The sequence below is a fragment of the Streptococcus sp. DD04 genome, from assembly GCF_001578725.1.
In the GTDB taxonomy this organism is placed as follows: domain Bacteria; phylum Bacillota; class Bacilli; order Lactobacillales; family Streptococcaceae; genus Streptococcus; species Streptococcus sinensis.
The window spans coordinates 363806-380368 of the sequence record NZ_KQ968977.1 but is presented as its reverse complement, the minus strand read 5'-3'; the positions used below and the strand labels follow the sequence as shown (position 1 = coordinate 380368).

The window sequence follows — 16563 nt, the reverse complement described above, 5'->3', positions numbered from 1 at the left end:
AAGAATGTAAAACTAGAGAGAAGTATTGGGAATAAAAAACCAGATGTTTTAATTCTAGATGATAATAAGAACGTAATTATATATGTTGAGCAAAAGATACCAAGTAAATTTAAGAGTGCTAAGGATATTGAAGGTGCGATTAAACAAGAGATAGATGTCGCTAAAGCTTTGGGTGCACTTATTTATATTGTAAGCGACGGTGATTCTTTTATCTGGGTTAATCCTAAAACCGGGGAAAAGATTTTAGATGAGAATGGAAATGAAATTAATTTAGCAATAAAGCCAAAAGAAAATGGCAAACAAATTGTCAAGTTCATTAATGATATTTCATTATCTATTTCTGAAACAAATAATCAGATATTGAAAAAGGAATTTTTGGATCCTACTGATTTAGCTCAAAAGATTAATAGAATTTTAAAAAATTTAACTTTTGCATCAGCAAAGATGTCTTTATATACTTTTGTTGAGTTGTTTCTCTTTAAATATTTATCAGATATTGGTGTTTTAAATGGAGAAAATAGTTTTGAATACATTGTTTCTTTATATGAAATGGAAGGATATTCTACCGCCTATGTTTTAGGGAAATACCTAGAAGGTGCTAGAGAGACGATGGTTAAATTGTTTCCAAAAGGTATGGATGGGACAAGCATTATCAATGGTAAAGTTTTTCATATTGAAAGAGATGAACAAAACGAATTTGTCAGCGTAGATAATACGGATACAGTATTTAAATCTGTTATTTTAGAATTTGAAAAATATGATAAAAAACATGGAAAATTCTTAAATATAAGTAAAGACTTCAAGTCAAAACTGTTTGAAACTTTTATGAAAAATAGTGATGACAAGAGTGATATGGGGCAGTTTTTTACACCATTAAAAATAGTAGACGAAATGGTTTCTATGGTAGATATTTCTGAGGGAATGACTATTTGCGATCCTGCTTGTGGTGTTGGAAAGTTTTTACTTGAAGCAGTTGAAAAACGTATAGAAGATAGTTATAGCTACTCTAAAGGAAAGTTAACTTCTAAAATTCGATTTTTTGGCTATGACAAGATGATGTCTGAAAAAGACGATATCACAATTATTCTTGCTAAAGCTAATACGTTAATTTATTTTTCTGAATTATTCCAGCAAAATAATAGTTTTAAAGATGTGCAAACAATTGCGAAAACACTATTAAATGATTCATTCTACTTACATAAGAGTATGTTAGGTACTCTGGAAAAATTGGAAGAAAATAGATACGACCTAATTTTAGCAAACCCTCCTTACTACCAAAGTAAGGAAATGTCAGAACTGGCCAAAGCAACGGATATTTATAAGTATGGTGGTAGTGGTGTTGAAGCTCTCTTTTTAGAGTGGATTATGCGTTCCGTAAAACATGGTGGTGTAGCCAATATTGTTTTACCGGATGGTATTTTTTCTAATCATGCAAATAAAAAGTTAAAAGAAAAGTTAAAAGAACTCTTTTTTTATCGACGCTTTGATTTCTTTACCAGTAAACGCTTTTTTCAACACACCTAAAAAAACTTACATTATGACTATTCGTAAGAAAACAGAGAATGAGATTGAAAATAATATCGTACAAGATTATCCTGTTTTCACCTATATTGCAGGTAGTATTGGTGAAACCTTAGATGTTTATCGATTTGATTCTGAAGAAAATGACTTAAAGCAAGCTGTCATCAAGTATAATTATTACCGCCAATTTCAAGATAAAAATAATCTACAAGAACCGATTAAATCCTTTCTTTTAGATGATTCTAGACTAAAATTACTTCCGATTGAGGAATTAGATAGTAAGAAGAGTTGGATTATTGAAAATTGGTGGTCTGAGGAAGAAAAGATTGCTATTGGTCTAAAAAAAGAAAAACAAGTCGTTTCGATTGATGAGTTCCAAGCAATGATTGATGATATGATTTCTCTAATGCAGGATTTCAAGGAGGAGTTGGAATGGTTGAAGTAGTTCGGAAAACTATTGGTGAACTTTTTGAAACAGTTAGTGGTAAGTCAAAATATTCTTTGAAGTATATCACAGAGCATTTAGGGATTTATCCTGTATACTCTGCTAAAACAACTGGTGATATGACGAAAGGGTATATTGATACATACGACTACGATTTAGAGTGTTTACAGATTACTTCAAACGGAGCAAATGCTGGAACAGTACTTTATAGAGCGAATCAAAAATTTTCAGTTGGAGCAGATACAAGGATATATTTACTCAATGAAGAATATAAAAATAATATTTCTGTCAAATTTCTCTATTATATGCTTAAAAATCATCCAGAAATGCAAAATTTTTCATGGACAAATAAAGCATCTCTCTATAAATTACTTGATATTGCTATCGATATTCCAGTAACATTGGATAATCATTTTGATATTAAAAAACAGGAAGAGATTGTTCGTAAGTTTGAATTAATTGAAGCACGCAAAGCAGAATTAGCTGAAAAAATTGAGATAATCAAGTCTGTAAATGTAGATATTATGTCAGGAGAGACTCCTAAGACTACCTCAATTAAAGTTGCAGATTTATTTGACTTAACCATCTCAACAAATTCTTCCAAATTTACAAAAACATTTGTAAAAGAAAATTCAGGTGATATACCAGTTTATGGTGCTAGTAGTGATAATTTACCAAGTTATGGTTATGTGAAAGATAATGCTGTAATTGTGGACAAAGATGGAAAACGTGAATTTCCTGTTCGCTATTTTGAAAACTGCTTGACTTACAATATAGATGGTCTTGCAGGCTATATTTTTTATCACGAGGGTCGCTTTAGTTTAAGTGAAAAAGTACGCCCGTTAGTTATAAGAGAAGAATATGCGAGTGAGGTTAACCCTTTATACTTGAAACAAGTTTTAGAACCAATTTTTCGTTCCCATGTTAAAGGGAGAAAAGGAGAAAATGGTAAAAATGAGTATACGAAGCTAAATACCTCTATGATAGAAAATTTAGAGGTCGTGCTTCCTCTTACCTCTTCAGGAAAAATTGACCTTGAAAAGCAAAATCAGATTGTACAAAATTCTCAAACAATCCTTGAAATGAAAAAAAATATCGAGAAGCAAGGATATCAGTTTATTCAATCGAATCTGGACTTTAATTCGAATGGTGTTCCATGTATATATATATATAACCTTGGCTGAATTGTTTGATTTGAAACGTGGTTTTAGTAAATATACGAAAAAATATTGCTTGGATAACAAGGGGAAGTATCCTGTCTACTCAGCTAATAATTCTGTTCCTCTTGGATACCGAAATGATTTTGATTTTGATGGTTGTTATGCTATAATCTCTGTCAATGGTATAGCTGGAAAGATAACTATAATAAATAATAAGTTTTCTTTGAATGCTGATAGAATGATTTTAATTCCTAAACAGGAAAAAATAAACATTGATTATATTGCTTATATTTTAGAACCTCTTTTAAGACAACAGGTTAAGGGAAGAAGTGGTGAAAATGGTAGAAATGAGTATACCAAAATAGAAAGAAATGTAATTTTGGATACCAAAATTCCTGTTCCTTTCAATTGTTTTGGTGAAATTGATTTAGAGATACAAAAGGATATAGTAGAAAAAATTTATAAATTAAAAAATATAAAAACCATCTTAGGAGAAGAAGTAAAAAAATTATTGCAATTTGAATTGAAATTTTAAGAAGGAGGAACTATGCCTGAATTACCTGAAGTGGAAACGGTTCGGCGAGGTTTGGAGCGTCTGGTTGTTGGCAAGACGATTAAGCAAGTGCAGGTTCGCTATGCCAAGATGATTAGTACGGGAGTGGATAGTTTTGTTCATGACTTGCCAGGTCAGACGATTGAAAAGATTGGCCGTCGGGGTAAGTATTTGCTCTTTTACCTGACGGGTGGAGTGCTGGTTTCCCATTTGCGAATGGAAGGTAAGTATCTTTTTTATCCTGATGAGGTGCCTGAGCGCAAGCATGCTCATGTCTTTTTCCAGATGACGGATGGTGGGACGCTTGTTTATGAGGATGTTCGCAAGTTTGGGACCATGGAGCTTTTGAGAAAGGACCAGCTGGAGGCTTATTTTGCTGCTAGAAAGCTTGGTCCTGAGCCGACAGATTCGGACTTTCTTTTGCCACCTTTTGCAGCAGCTTTGAGTCGTTCCAAGAAGCCCATCAAACCCTATTTGCTGGAGCAGACCTTGGTCGTTGGTCTGGGCAATATTTATGTAGATGAGGCGCTTTGGCGGGCGTGCATTCATCCGACTAGACCAGCAGATAGTCTGAAGCCTGCTGAAGTGAAGCGCCTACGTGAGCAGATTATAGAAGTTTTGCAGCTTGGGATTGAAAAGAGAGGCTCGACCATTCGGACCTACCGAAATGCTTTGGGTGAGGATGGCACTATGCAGGATTTTCTGCAGGTCTATGGAAAGACTGGTCAGCCTTGTGCTCGCTGTGGCAGTCCCATTGAGAAAATCAAGCTAGGCGGACGCGGTACTCATCTCTGCCTTCATTGTCAAAAAGCGAGGTGATTTTCATGGCAAAAATTATCGGGATTACGGGTGGCATTGCCTCGGGTAAGTCAACTGTGACAGAGTTTTTGAGGCAGCAAGGCTATCAGGTCATCGATGCAGATCAGGTAGTGCATGAGCTACAGGAGCCGGGGGGCCGACTTTATCAAGCTCTTTTATCTACTTTTGGCTCAGCTATCCTACAGGAAGATGGACGCTTGGACCGACCCAAGCTGGGAGCTATGATTTTTGGGAATCCCGAACTCTTGGCGCAGTCTAGCCAGCTTCAGAACGAGATTATTCGAGAGGAACTAGCTCGTCGACGGGACTTGCTAGCAGAAACGGAAGCTGTCTTTTTTATTGACGTTCCCTTGCTGTTTGAGTTACAATATGAAGACTGGTTTGACCAGATCTGGCTGGTGGATGTGGCGGAGGAAACTCAGCTCAGCCGCCTCATGGCTCGAAATGCTCTTAATCTGGAAGAGGCTGAAAAACGCATAGCAGCTCAGCTATCTCTCCAAGAAAAACGCAAGAGGGCGGATGTGCTCATTGAGAATAATGGGGGTCTGGAGGAGACTTTGGCTCAAGTTGCTCAGCTTTTAAAAACAGAAAGAAGATGATTCTATCACGGTACAAGTAAATTGGAAACATAATCTGAAAATCGCTTGGTTTGGCAACTTCCTGACAGGTGCCAGCATCTCTCTGGTTACTCCTTTTATGCCCCTTTTTGTGGAGCAGCTAGGAGCGCGTGGTCACGAAGTGGAGTACTATGCTGGTCTTGGAATTGCCCTTTCGGCTGTTTCAGCGGCCTTTCTCTCTCCTGTCTGGGGCAGTCTGGCTGATCGCTATGGTCGTAAACCGATGATGATTCGGGCTGCTACGGCAATGGTCTTTACCATGGGAGGCCTTGCCTTTGTGCCCAATATTTTTTGGCTTTTATTCCTGCGCTTTCTCAATGGCGTTTTTGCTGGTTATGTTCCCAACAGTACGGCCTTGATTGCCAGTCAGGCTCCTAAGGACAAGACTGGCTATGCGCTGGGAACTTTGGCAACAGGTGTTGTTGCTGGCAATCTCATGGGGCCTTTGATTGGCGGAGTGATTGCTGAAGTCTTTGGTATCCGCAATGTCTTTCTGTTGATTGGCTTTTTCTTTCTGATTGCGACTCTGATGACGGTTGCTTTCATCCAAGAAGATTTTAGCCCAGTGACCAAGGAAGAGGAGATTGGCTTTAGAGAGCTAATACGTCAGATCAAATATCCTAAGCTGTTGATGAATCTTTTTCTGACTAGCTTTGTCATTCAGTTTGCAGCCCAGTCTATTGGCCCTATCTTATCCCTTTACATTCGGGAGCTAGGTCAGACAGACAATCTGATTTTTGTCTCTGGTCTGATTGTCTCTAGTATGGGTCTGTCCAGCATGATGAGTTCTAGCCTTCTGGGTCGGCTGGGAGATCGGATGGGCAATCATCGCCTGCTGGTTTTAGCTCAGTTTTATTCCATAATCATTTACCTGCTCTGTGCTCATGCAGCCTCCTCTCTTCAGCTCGGTTTTTACCGTTTCTTGTTTGGCTTAGGAACTGGAGCTTTGGTGCCGGGAGTCAACGCTCTATTGAGCAAGATTACGCCTAAGTTTGGAATTTCCCGAATCTTTAGTTACAACCAGATCTTCTTTTATCTGGGAGGTGTCATCGGCCCCATGTCTGGCTCGGCCATTGCAGCGACAGCAGGCTATCATTCAGTCTTTTATGCTACGGCCGGTTTAGTAGCAGTCAGTCTCCTCATCAACCTTTTTTGTTTTAGAAATTTATTGAAAAAGAAGGAAATCTAGTGCGCGTTAAAATTCATTTGAAATGCTCCAGTTGCGGCAGTCAGAATTATCTGACCAGCAAAAACATCAAGACTCATCCTGACAAGATTGAGGTTTTGAAGTATTGCCCCAAGGAAAGAAAAGTAACCTTACATCTTGAATCTAAATAGATTTTATGATAAAATAGATAGGATTTTAAGGAGTTTTGTTTATGTATAGCCTATTATTAACAATTTTAGTTATTTTATCAGCTTTTATTATTATTGCAATTTTCATGCAGCCAACCAAAAATCAGTCTAGCAACGTGTTTGATTCTAGTGCCAATGATCTCTTCGAGCGGTCTAAGGCACGTGGATTTGAAGCAGTCATGCAGCGATTAACGGGAGTTATGATCTTTTTCTGGTTGCTGATTGCCTTGGTATTGGCGGTATTATCTAGTAAATAAAATGGGCTCTGACTTTGTCTTGGCCTTTTTTTAAAGTCTAAAAGAGGATCAGTAAAGGTCAATAGACCAATAATGAATAGAAAGAAAGTATGAAATCAGAAATTATTGAATATTTAAAAGAAGGGCAGCAGGCCAGCGTAGATGAGTTGGCAGCTGCTTTGGGGAAAGAGTCTTCCAAGGCTTTTAGTAGCCTAGTTAAGACCATCTCCCAGATGGAAAGAAAACGCCAGATTCGTTTTGATGACAATGGGCGGATTGAGCTTTATGAGAAGAAAAAGCAGGAGCGTTTGACGCTCAAGGGTGTTTTTCATGCCCACAAGAATGGCTTTGGCTTCGTCACCTTGAATGAGGAAGAGGATGACCTCTTTGTCGGCCGTAATGATGTCAATCATGCTATTGATGGCGATACGGTGGAAGTAGTCATCACCAAGGTGGCAGACCGGATCAAGGGAACATCAGCTGAGGCTAAGATTATTGATATTTTGGAGCACAGCCTGACCACCGCAGTTGGCCAGCTGGTTTTGGATGAGGAAAAGCCCAAGTATGCGGGCTATATCCGCTCGAAAAATCAGAAAATCAGTCAGCCGATTTATGTTAAAAAGCCAGCTCTGGTCTTGGATGGTACAGAGGTACTCAAGGTCGCCATTGACAAATACCCGACTAAAAAACATGATTTCTTTGTAGCCAGTCTGGTCGATGTGGTCGGCCATATCAACGACCCTGGCATTGATGTATTGGAAGTGCTGGAGTCCATGGACATTGTCTCCGAGTTTCCAGAAAAGGTTCTAGAAGAAGCGGAGCGAGTCCCGGATGCACCGTCAGAGAGCGATTTTGAAGGACGTTTGGACCTGCGCGATGAGATTACCTTTACCATCGATGGAGCGGATGCTAAGGACTTGGACGATGCAGTCCATATCAAACGCCTGAAAAATGGCAACTTTGAGCTGGGTGTCCATATTGCAGATGTGTCCTACTATGTCAGAGAAGGCTCAGAGCTGGATAAGGAAGCCCTCAATCGAGCAACCTCAGTCTATGTGACCGACCGCGTGGTGCCTATGCTTCCAGAGCGTCTGTCAAACGGTATCTGCTCCCTCAATCCCAATGTGGACCGGCTGACCCAGTCGGCTATCATGGAGATTGATGCCAAGGGGCGCGTGGTCAAGCATACCATCACCCAGTCTGTTATCAAAACGACTTTTCGTATGACCTACAGTGATGTCAACGATATCATCGCAGGAGATGAGGAAAAAGCTGAGCAGTTCAAGGCCATTGTACCTAGCATTGACAGCATGGTACGTCTGCATGAGATTCTGGAAAGCATGCGTTTCAAACGTGGTGCGCTCAACTTTGACACGAATGAAGCTAAAATCATGGTCAACAAGGAAGGACGGCCAGTGGATATTGTCCTGCGTCAGCGGGGAATTGCCGAGCGCATGATTGAGTCCTTTATGCTGGTGGCCAATGAGACGGTGGCTGAGCATTTTGCCAAGCTAAATCTGCCCTTCATCTATCGGATCCACGAGGAGCCTAAGGCTGAGAAGGTGCAGAAGTTTATCGACTACGCTTCTAGCTTTGGGATTCGGATATACGGGACGGCTAGTTCCATGAGTCAGCAGGCTCTGCAGGATATCATGGAGGCGGTGAAGGACCAGCCTTATGAGGATGTCCTATCCATGATGCTTCTGCGCTCCATGCAGCAGGCTCGCTACTCTGAGCACAATCACGGTCACTATGGTCTGGCAGCGGAGTTTTATACTCACTTCACCAGTCCCATTCGTCGCTATCCGGACCTTCTAGTTCACCGGATGGTGCGGGATTATGGCAAGTCTAAGGAAATAGCAGAGCATTTTGAGCAAGTGATTCCTGATATTGCTAGCCAGTCTTCCAGCCGGGAGCGTCGGGCTATCGAGGCTGAGCGAGAAGTCGAAGCCATGAAGAAGGCTGAGTATATGGAAGAATTCATCGGAGAAGAGTTTGACGGAGTGGTCTCAAGTGTTGTCAAGTTTGGGCTCTTCGTCGAACTGCCCAATACGGTCGAAGGCTTGATTCATGTCACCAACCTGCCAGAGTTTTACAACTATAATGAGCGGACTATGACCCTGCAAGGAGAAAAGTCCGGCGTGGTCTTCAAGGTCGGTCAGCAGATTCGTATCAAGCTGGTCCGAGCGGATAAGGCTACGGGCGAGATTGACTTTGACTACCTGCCAAGTGAATTTGACCTGGTAGAAAAGACTAGCAAGACTGGCAGAGGCAAGTCAGGCAGAAAGAAACGTCGTGAGGATGATAAGCGCAGCCATTCTGCCAAAGAAAAAGGCTATAGAGATAAGAAAGATAAGAAGTCCAAGAAAGGTAAGAGCCAGAAGGCATTTTACAAGGAACTAGTCAAGAAAGGAGCCAAGCATGGCAAAGGGAGAAGGAAAGGTCGTCGCGCAAAATAAAAAGGCCAGATACGACTACACCATCGTAGACACCATAGAGGCTGGCATGGTGCTGACGGGGACGGAAATCAAGAGCGTCCGCGCAGCCCGTATCAATCTCAAAGACGGCTTTGCCCAAATCAAGAACGGTGAGGCCTGGCTCAGCAATGTCCATATCGCGCCTTATGAAGAGGGCAATATCTGGAACCAAGAGCCTGAACGTCGCAGAAAGCTGCTGCTGCATAAGAAGCAGATCCAAAAGCTGGAGCAGGAGACCAAGGGCACTGGTATGACGCTGGTGCCGCTCAAGGTCTATCTCAAGGATGGCTATGCCAAGCTCCTCCTGGGCTTAGCCAAAGGGAAGCACGACTATGACAAGCGCGAGTCCATCAAACGCCGCGAGCAAAACCGAGACATCGCAAGACAAATGAAGAACTTTAATACAAGATGAAAGATCGGGTGACCGGTCTTTTTTTATTTTAGGGAGCAAGTTTTCCAGTTATTCGATTGTCTTCGATGATTTTTCTAATTTTAAAAAAAGAAGTGAGCATAATAGTTGATAAGTAACCATCCAGATGATATACTTGTTCCTGTATCAGATACAAGTTTATGGAAAAGGAGTTTCTATGGATACAAAATTCTCAGTGGCTTTGCATATCTTGACAATGATTAGTGAGAGTAGGGAGACTTTGAGTTCGCAAAACTTAGCGACGAGTGTAGGAACTAATTCTAGCTATATCCGAAAAGTCATTACCTTGTTGAAAAATGCAGGTTTAATTATTTCTCATCAAGGTAAATCGGGCTACCAACTCGGCAAAACTCCTAAGAAGATGAGTTTACTTGAGATTTATTATGCGACACAAGAAGTTAAGCGCATTAGTTTGTTTCAAATGCATCAGAACGCTAATCAAGAATGTCCTGTCGGACAAAATATTCAAGAAGCGGTCTCGCCAATTTTCTCTAGTGCAGAAGCTCAGCTAGAAAAGGCATTGCTCCATCAAACATTAGATGATGTCATCAATAATTTATATAAAACAGCTAATCAAGTTCGAAACTGACTTGTAAAATCTTAGTTTTAAAAACAAAAATACAGTCTTGCACTTGATGCAAAGAAGATAAAGGATAGAAAAGAGATTATAATGAAAGCAGCACTACATACAAAATACGACAAAAAGAACATCAACCTTACGATAACAGAAATAGCAAAGCCTATCATTGCAGATAATCAAGTTTTGGTTAAGGTCACTGCAGCGGGAGTCAATCCTTTGGACAATATGATTTCCCGAGGAGAAGTTAAGATGATTGTCCCTTACAAATTGCCGCAAACAGCTGGAAATGAAGTTGTTGGAGTTGTTGAAGAACTTGGAAGCCGTGTCAGCAACTTCAAGCTTGGCGACCGTGTTTTTGCTCGCCTCCCACTTGATCATATCGGAGCTTTTGCAGAATATGTTGGCGTAGATAGTGAAGCCTTGGCAAAAGCCCCAGAATATTTGACAGACATAGAAGCTGCTGCGGTGCCTTTGACGGCTTTGACTATTATGCAAGCCCTTGAGCTTATGGGAGCTCAAGCTGGTAAAACAATCTTCATCTCTGGAGGTACAGGTGGTGTTGGTGGCATGGCGATTCCTATTGCTAAAGCAAAAGGCTTGAAGGTCATCACGAATGGTGCTGCCGTTAACTCTGAGCGTGTCTTGAACCTAGGGGCAGATCGCTTTATTGATTTCAAGACGGAGGATTATACAAAAACTGTCAGAGATGTGGACTATGTTTTGGATACACTTGGTGGTGCTGAAACAGAGAAGCAAATGTCTATCATAAAAAAAGGCGGACACTTGGTTTCTCTTCGAGCGATGCCAAATGGTGCTTTTGCTAAACGAATGAACTTGCCAAAATGGAAACAAATCTTGCTAGGACTTGCTGGTCGTAAGTTTGATAAAATGGCTGAGAAGTATGGTGTTCATTATCATTTTATCTTTGTTGAAAGTAATGGTGCTCAATTACAAGAAGTAGCAGATATTTTCAGTAAACTTGAAATCAAACCATCTATTGATACAGTTTACCCGTTTGATGAGGTGAATGCTGCTCTCGAAAAGGTTGCGAATGGACGTTCACGTGGGAAAACAGTTCTCAGCTTTGAATAATTAGAAAGAAGTTTATGTCTTACATTACAACAAAAAATCAATACATCTCTGTTGCCGGCAATCAAATTGCCTATCGTGAACTTAGCAAGGGTAAGTCTGACTTTCCGCTTGTTATGTTAGTTCACTTGGCTGCGACCTTGGACAATTGGGATCCAAAACTTTTAGATTTGATTGCGAAAGAGCATCATGTCCTTGTCTTAGACCTACCAGGTGTTGGGGCAAGTCAGGGAAAAGTTGCAACGACTATCCCAGGCATGGCAGAGCAAACCATCGCCATTATAAGTGATTTAGGTTACAATCGTATCAACCTTTTAGGACTGTCTATGGGCGGTATGATTGCTCAAGAAATAGTGCGTATGGATTCTGATTTGGTTAATTGTCTTATTTTGGCAGGAACTGGTCCTCGAGGTGGATTTGAAATGGATAAGGTTACCGGAAAAACATTCAAATATATGTTTAAAGCTGCCCTTGAGCGTATTGACCCAAAACGCTATATTTTTTACAATCATGATGAGCAAGGTAAAGTAGAAGCTTTGAAGATTTTAGAGCGTATGGGCGCGCGGACTGAGCAATTTAAGGACAAAGACATGAAAATTGCTGGTTTCTTAACGCAGCTCAAGGCAATCAAGGCTTGGGGCCAAGCTCCACAAGACGATATGAAATATATCACTCAACCAACCTTAATTGTGAATGGTGATAAGGATATGCAAGTCCCAACAGAAAATTCTTATGCTATGCATGAAAAGGTAAAAGGCAGCAAACTTCTTATCTATCCAAATGCTGGACATGGCTCCATTTTTCAATATGCAGATGACTTCTCAAAGGAATTGTTGAGGTTTTTGGCAGCATAAAATAGTCAAAATGGTAGGGTTAAAAAAAGGACATAGCAACTTTAATACAAGATAAAAGACTGGGCGACCGGTCTTTTTTAGGTTTCAACTCTGACTTGAGAATTATGCTATAATGGGAGGGAACAGGTCTGAGAATGAATGAGAAAAGGAGGAGAAAATGAAGAAGCAAGAAATATGTAAATGGAGTTGGTGCAGGAGGAAAATGATACGATGAGGAAGATATTAAAAAATCAGCGTGCTTTTCAATGTGTGTTAGCTAGTCTAATTCTCATCCCTTTTATTATAGTCGGTACTGTTGGATTACAACAGTTCTTTGAAAAAAAGAGTATTCCATTGAAACATATGATTCTATAAAGGAAAACGTATATTTTTGGGGAAATCAACGAAAATTCGTCTTAGTGCGTAGAGGTTCTTTTGGGAGTGGTACCTATCTTTATACAACCGAGCGGAAAGTGATGACAAATAAAGGTGGAGTTGATTTAACCGATAGAAAAAACATGCCCAAATCAGATTATTGGAAGATCCGTCTTTATGACTATAGAACAGAAGACTTAGCCGTTAAAGAAGTGGATCTAAACAAAGTAGTCGCAGACTATAATTCTAGTTTTTTTCCAATTGATTTAAAGATTTTTAGCTATCGTAATAATCCTAAGAACGTCATCAATATAGAAGTTAAAGATAATCAAGGTGATATGAAAACCTTTGTTTTAAACATTGATAGTGGAAAAGTAGAAGGAGAGTATCAAGAGCGTTCAGATATGTATGAAGCGGGTCCTTACTTTTATTATACAACACTGGATCAGTCTGCAAAAGATAAGGGGTATTTATTAGATCGTCTCATCAGTATTTATAGCGATTTTAAAGCAGAGGGGAAGGTTATTGATACCAACATCAATCTCTTTGAGGAATATCCTGAAATTGAGAAAAAAATAACTGAAAGAGATTGGATTCTTTATCCTCAAGAAGAATACGTGACTCCAGAGGAATGGTTTGACAAAGTTTTGTACTGGATGGCTCCTAAGGGAGAAGAGAAACTGACGATTTATGGTATAGATACTAAGGGTCAGGTTTCTGATACCCCACTCACAACTTATGCAGAATATCAAGCCTGGGTTCAAAAACAACGATCAGAAGGGAATATAAATGAAACGAATTGATCCTGACAGAATTAAGAGTAGACAAGCGTGAGTCCATCAAATGTCGCGAGCAAAACTGCGACATGACAAGGCAGTTGAAGAACTTTAATACAAGATGAAAGCTCTTCAGGACAAGCTGTCGTATAAGATACGGGGACTTAATTTATAAAATAAAACTTAATGTATGATATGAGCAAGAATTGACTACTGAATCATTTCTTGCTTTTTTGATAGTGATACATTGAATACCCTAGCACTTGTCAAGTCTGGCTTTTTCGAGTATGATAAAGACAGTTAAAATTTTGAAATTTGGCTTTCAGAGAAAGGATTTTTATGACAGAAGAATTACTAGCCTATAAACGTATGCCAGTGTGGACAGCTGAGACCATGCCCGAACTGGTCAAGAACAAACACAATACCAAAGAGGGAACTTGGGGTAAAATCACTGTTCTCAAAGGACGTCTTAAGTTTATCGAGATGTCAGAGGAGGGTGAGGAGCTGGTTGAGCACATCTTTGAGGCCGGTCAGGACAATCCTTTTGCCCAGCCCCAAGCTTGGCATCGAGTTAAAGCCTTGACGGATGATTTGGAGTGGTATTTGGAATTTTACTGTCGGCCTGAGGATTACTTCCCTAAGAAATACGGCAGCAATCCAGTGCACTCAGAGGTTTTGGAAGCCATGCAGACTGTCCACCCAGGACGGGCCTTAGATCTAGGTTGCGGTCAAGGTCGCAATGCCCTCTTTCTGGCTAAGAAAGGCTTTGAAGTAACGGCCGTAGATCAGAATGAGCTGGCACTGGAGATCCTACGTAGCATTGTGGAACAGGAAGATTTGGATCTGCCAGTGGGTAGCTACGATATCAACTCAGCTAGTCTAACCCAGACTTATGATTTGATCGTTTCCACTGTTGTACTTATGTTCCTGCAGGCAGAGCGGATTCCAGATATTATCCGCAATATGCAAGAACATACAGCGCTTGGCGGCTACAATCTTATCGTCTGTGCTATGGATACAGAGGACTTCCCTTGCTCTGTTCCCTTCCCATTTACTTTTAAGGAAGGGGAGCTTGCGGAGTATTATAAAGACTGGGAGCTGGTCAAGTACAATGAAAATCCTGGCCACCTCCATCGCCGTGATGAAAACGGCAATCGAATTCAGCTGCGCTTTGCGACTATGCTGGCTAAAAAAGTGAGATAAATTTTTTGAAGCTCAAGTCGGCTCTGCCAAAATCTCTAGTGAATTGCTTATAAATATTTTATAGCAGGATGTTTTCTGATAAGATAAAAAATAATAGCCTTTCCTCTAAATAAGATGGGGCTATTTTTTGTTTATCTGCTCTGATTCGAGAAAAAAGTAGAGGAAATATAGATTAGATAAAAAATATACATAATTTTGTGTAAACGCTTGCAAAAAGATTAGAAAGAGAGTATACTAAAGTAGGAATGTTAAGGTATTACGGTTTATGTTGTTTAGACTGGGAGTTGATTCCAGCCCCGCAGATAGTCAAAAGGAGATAGACTATGAAGAAAATACTGCTCAGACTAATGTTCCTTGCAATGTTAGTTGCTCTTTTGCCTGTTCATGTGGCACAAGCGTGTTCTGCTTTTATTGTCGGTAAAGATCTGACAGCAGATGGCTCTACTCTATTTGGTCGGACAGAGGACTATCCATACGCCCCTGACGGTGGTCGGCACAATCAAAACTATGTAGTTGTGCCAGCTAAGACCTATAAAGATGGCGATAAGATAGAAGATGAGTCAAATGGCTTTACCTATCCGCATTTGGCGAATGAAATGAAATACACAGCTGTCTACGACTCTGATCGTGACAACGGAAGTAACGGAAACTTCGCTGCGCATGGCTTTAATGAACTTGGTGTAGCTATGACAGCGACCGTTTCAGCAACACCAAATGATAAAGTGCTAAAAGAAGATCCACTTGTAAAAGATGGTCTTCCAGAAGCATCATTAGTTGACCTTGCTTTGCCTCGTGCAAAAACAGCACGTGAAGTTATTGAGACAGTTGCGAAAGTTCTGGATGAAAAAGGATCAGCAGAAGGAAATATAATCGTTGCAGCAGATAAGAATGAACTGTGGTACATGGAAATCCTGTCTGGTCACCAATACGTAGCTATCAAGTTCCCAACGAATAAGTATGCTGTCTTTGCAAATACTTACTATCTTGGTCACGTTGACTTGAACGATAAGGAAAATGTCATTGCTTCTAAAGACGTGGAAGAAGTAGCTAAAAAAGCAGATAACTATAAGACTGATAAAGATGGCAACTTTATGATTGCTAAATCTTACGGACCTGATGAATACATGGAACGTAACCGTTCACGGACCTATGCAGGTATCAAGTGGATGGATCCACAAGCAAAAGTAAATTATGACGATGAAGCTTTTGATCTCTTGCGCGAACCAACTGATCCAAATAAGAAATACACAGTTCATGATGTGATCGCGGAACAAAGAAATCGTTTTGAACACTTGCCAGAATATAAAGCAGATGACTTAGTTGAAGTCGGTAAGAAGATCGATGGCAATGTCTACAAATATACGCTAGGTAACGAAAACGTAATCGACGCCCACGTTTATCAAATCAAACCAAACCTACCAAATGCCTTTGGCGGTGTTATGTGGCTGGGTCTGGCACAAAGTCGCAACACACCATATGTACCATTCTATGGTAATGTAGAAGATACTTACGAAGCTTTCAAGAACCGTTCTACTAAATATGACGGAAAATCTTGGTATTGGACTGTTTGGCATATTGACCAAATGGTTATGAAATATCCAGAAATCTTTGGTAACAGTATCCAAGAAAAATGGAAAGAAAAAGAAGCTGAATGGGATAAAGAACAGACCGAACGTGATGCCAAATATGCAAACTACACAGATGAACAAGCCAAAGCCGCTGGACCAGAAGTGACGAAGGAAGCCTTGGAACGCTCAGAAAAAATCTTTAAGGAAATCAAAGCAGTCGAAGCAGAGATGGAAGAAAAGATTAAGAAGGAAAAAGGTAAAGATGCAGATCTTGTTTATGAAGGTTATAACAAAGCAAACTTGTTAGCAGAATACAAAAATAGCAAGAAAGACGGTCAATCAGATCAATCTGAAACCAAGAGAAACGACTCTAATCAGTATGGTATGTTACTGATTATCGCTTTGGTTGTGATTATTCCTGGATTTATTGCATTCAGACGATCTAACAAGAAAAAAGATCAAAACTAAATTTTAAACTCAAGCCAGAAATGTTGATTTCTGGCTTTTTTAGATATTTATCTTTTT

General features: G+C 40.1%; 17 protein-coding genes and 1 pseudogene. All 18 read left to right on the top strand.

Going from position 1 to position 16563, the window contains the following annotated elements; translation table 11 throughout:
• Nucleotides 1-1524, top strand: a 1524-nt coding sequence (locus STRDD04_RS04555; protein ID WP_231853882.1) for an HsdM family class I SAM-dependent methyltransferase, incomplete at its 5' end; no start/stop codon positions are given.
• A gap of 13 nt (nt 1525-1537) precedes the next feature.
• The gene (locus STRDD04_RS11425; protein ID WP_231853881.1) at nt 1538-1966 is read left to right on the top strand and encodes a hypothetical protein; all 429 of its coding nucleotides are present in this window, start codon (nt 1538-1540) and stop codon (nt 1964-1966) included.
• Nucleotides 1954-3150: a restriction endonuclease subunit S gene (locus STRDD04_RS04550; RefSeq protein WP_062199731.1), complete on the top strand. Its 1197-nt coding sequence runs from the start codon at nt 1954-1956 to the stop codon at nt 3148-3150. Before STRDD04_RS11425 ends, STRDD04_RS04550 begins: the two co-directional genes overlap by 13 nt.
• Nucleotides 3143-3661 carry a restriction endonuclease subunit S gene (locus tag STRDD04_RS04545; protein ID WP_062199729.1) on the top strand — a complete coding sequence of 173 codons (519 nt, stop codon included), beginning with the start codon at nt 3143-3145 and terminating at the stop codon, nt 3659-3661. Before STRDD04_RS04550 ends, STRDD04_RS04545 begins: the two co-directional genes overlap by 8 nt.
• 12 nt (nt 3662-3673) lie before the next feature.
• Nucleotides 3674-4498: a DNA-formamidopyrimidine glycosylase gene (gene mutM / locus STRDD04_RS04540; protein ID WP_062199727.1), complete on the top strand. Its 825-nt coding sequence runs from the start codon at nt 3674-3676 to the stop codon at nt 4496-4498.
• A 5-nt stretch (nt 4499-4503) separates the two neighbouring features.
• On the top strand, nt 4504-5097 hold the full coding sequence (gene coaE, locus STRDD04_RS04535) for a dephospho-CoA kinase (RefSeq protein WP_062199724.1): 594 nt from the start codon (nt 4504-4506) through the stop codon (nt 5095-5097).
• 4 nt (nt 5098-5101) lie between these two features.
• The gene (locus tag STRDD04_RS04530; protein ID WP_331710267.1) at nt 5102-6304 is read left to right on the top strand and encodes a multidrug efflux MFS transporter; all 1203 of its coding nucleotides are present in this window, start codon (nt 5102-5104) and stop codon (nt 6302-6304) included.
• Entirely contained in the window at nt 6304-6453 is a 150-nt protein-coding gene (gene rpmG / locus STRDD04_RS04525; RefSeq protein ID WP_062199720.1) for a 50S ribosomal protein L33, read from the top strand. The genes STRDD04_RS04530 and rpmG overlap by 1 nt, the downstream gene beginning before the upstream one ends.
• A gap of 41 nt (nt 6454-6494) precedes the next feature.
• Nucleotides 6495-6728, top strand: coding sequence for a preprotein translocase subunit SecG (gene secG / locus STRDD04_RS04520; RefSeq protein ID WP_037618407.1), 234 nt, complete (start codon nt 6495-6497; stop codon nt 6726-6728).
• Nucleotides 6729-6817: 89 nt separating this feature from the next.
• Nucleotides 6818-9166 carry a ribonuclease R gene (gene rnr / locus STRDD04_RS04515; RefSeq protein ID WP_062199718.1) on the top strand — a complete coding sequence of 783 codons (2349 nt, stop codon included), beginning with the start codon at nt 6818-6820 and terminating at the stop codon, nt 9164-9166.
• Nucleotides 9129-9596, top strand: a complete 468-nt coding sequence (gene smpB / locus STRDD04_RS04510) for an SsrA-binding protein SmpB (RefSeq protein WP_062199717.1) — start codon at nt 9129-9131, stop codon at nt 9594-9596. Before rnr ends, smpB begins: the two co-directional genes overlap by 38 nt.
• Before the next feature lie 175 nt (nt 9597-9771).
• The gene (locus STRDD04_RS04505) at nt 9772-10203 is read left to right on the top strand and encodes an Rrf2 family transcriptional regulator (protein WP_062199715.1); all 432 of its coding nucleotides are present in this window, start codon (nt 9772-9774) and stop codon (nt 10201-10203) included.
• Nucleotides 10204-10284: 81 nt separating this feature from the next.
• A complete protein-coding gene (locus tag STRDD04_RS04500) occupies nt 10285-11286 on the top strand; it encodes an NADP-dependent oxidoreductase (protein WP_062199713.1) in 1002 nt (333 codons plus the stop codon).
• Between the two features lie 14 nt (nt 11287-11300).
• Nucleotides 11301-12137 (top strand): alpha/beta fold hydrolase, encoded by an 837-nt coding sequence (locus STRDD04_RS04495; RefSeq protein WP_062199711.1) that lies wholly within the window; start codon nt 11301-11303, stop codon nt 12135-12137.
• 455 nt (nt 12138-12592) lie between these two features.
• Nucleotides 12593-13294, top strand: coding sequence for a hypothetical protein (locus STRDD04_RS04490; RefSeq protein ID WP_062199709.1), 702 nt, complete (start codon nt 12593-12595; stop codon nt 13292-13294).
• A 20-nt stretch (nt 13295-13314) separates the two neighbouring features.
• Nucleotides 13315-13392, top strand: a pseudogene (locus tag STRDD04_RS10920) (SsrA-binding protein); the annotation flags it as partial.
• 214 nt (nt 13393-13606) lie between these two features.
• Nucleotides 13607-14470, top strand: coding sequence for an SAM-dependent methyltransferase TehB (tehB, locus tag STRDD04_RS04485; RefSeq protein WP_062199707.1), 864 nt, complete (start codon nt 13607-13609; stop codon nt 14468-14470).
• Between the two features lie 323 nt (nt 14471-14793).
• Complete coding sequence (locus tag STRDD04_RS04480; protein WP_062199705.1) at nt 14794-16506, top strand: C69 family dipeptidase; 1713 nt, start codon at nt 14794-14796, stop codon at nt 16504-16506.
• Nucleotides 16507-16563 lie beyond the last annotated feature (57 nt).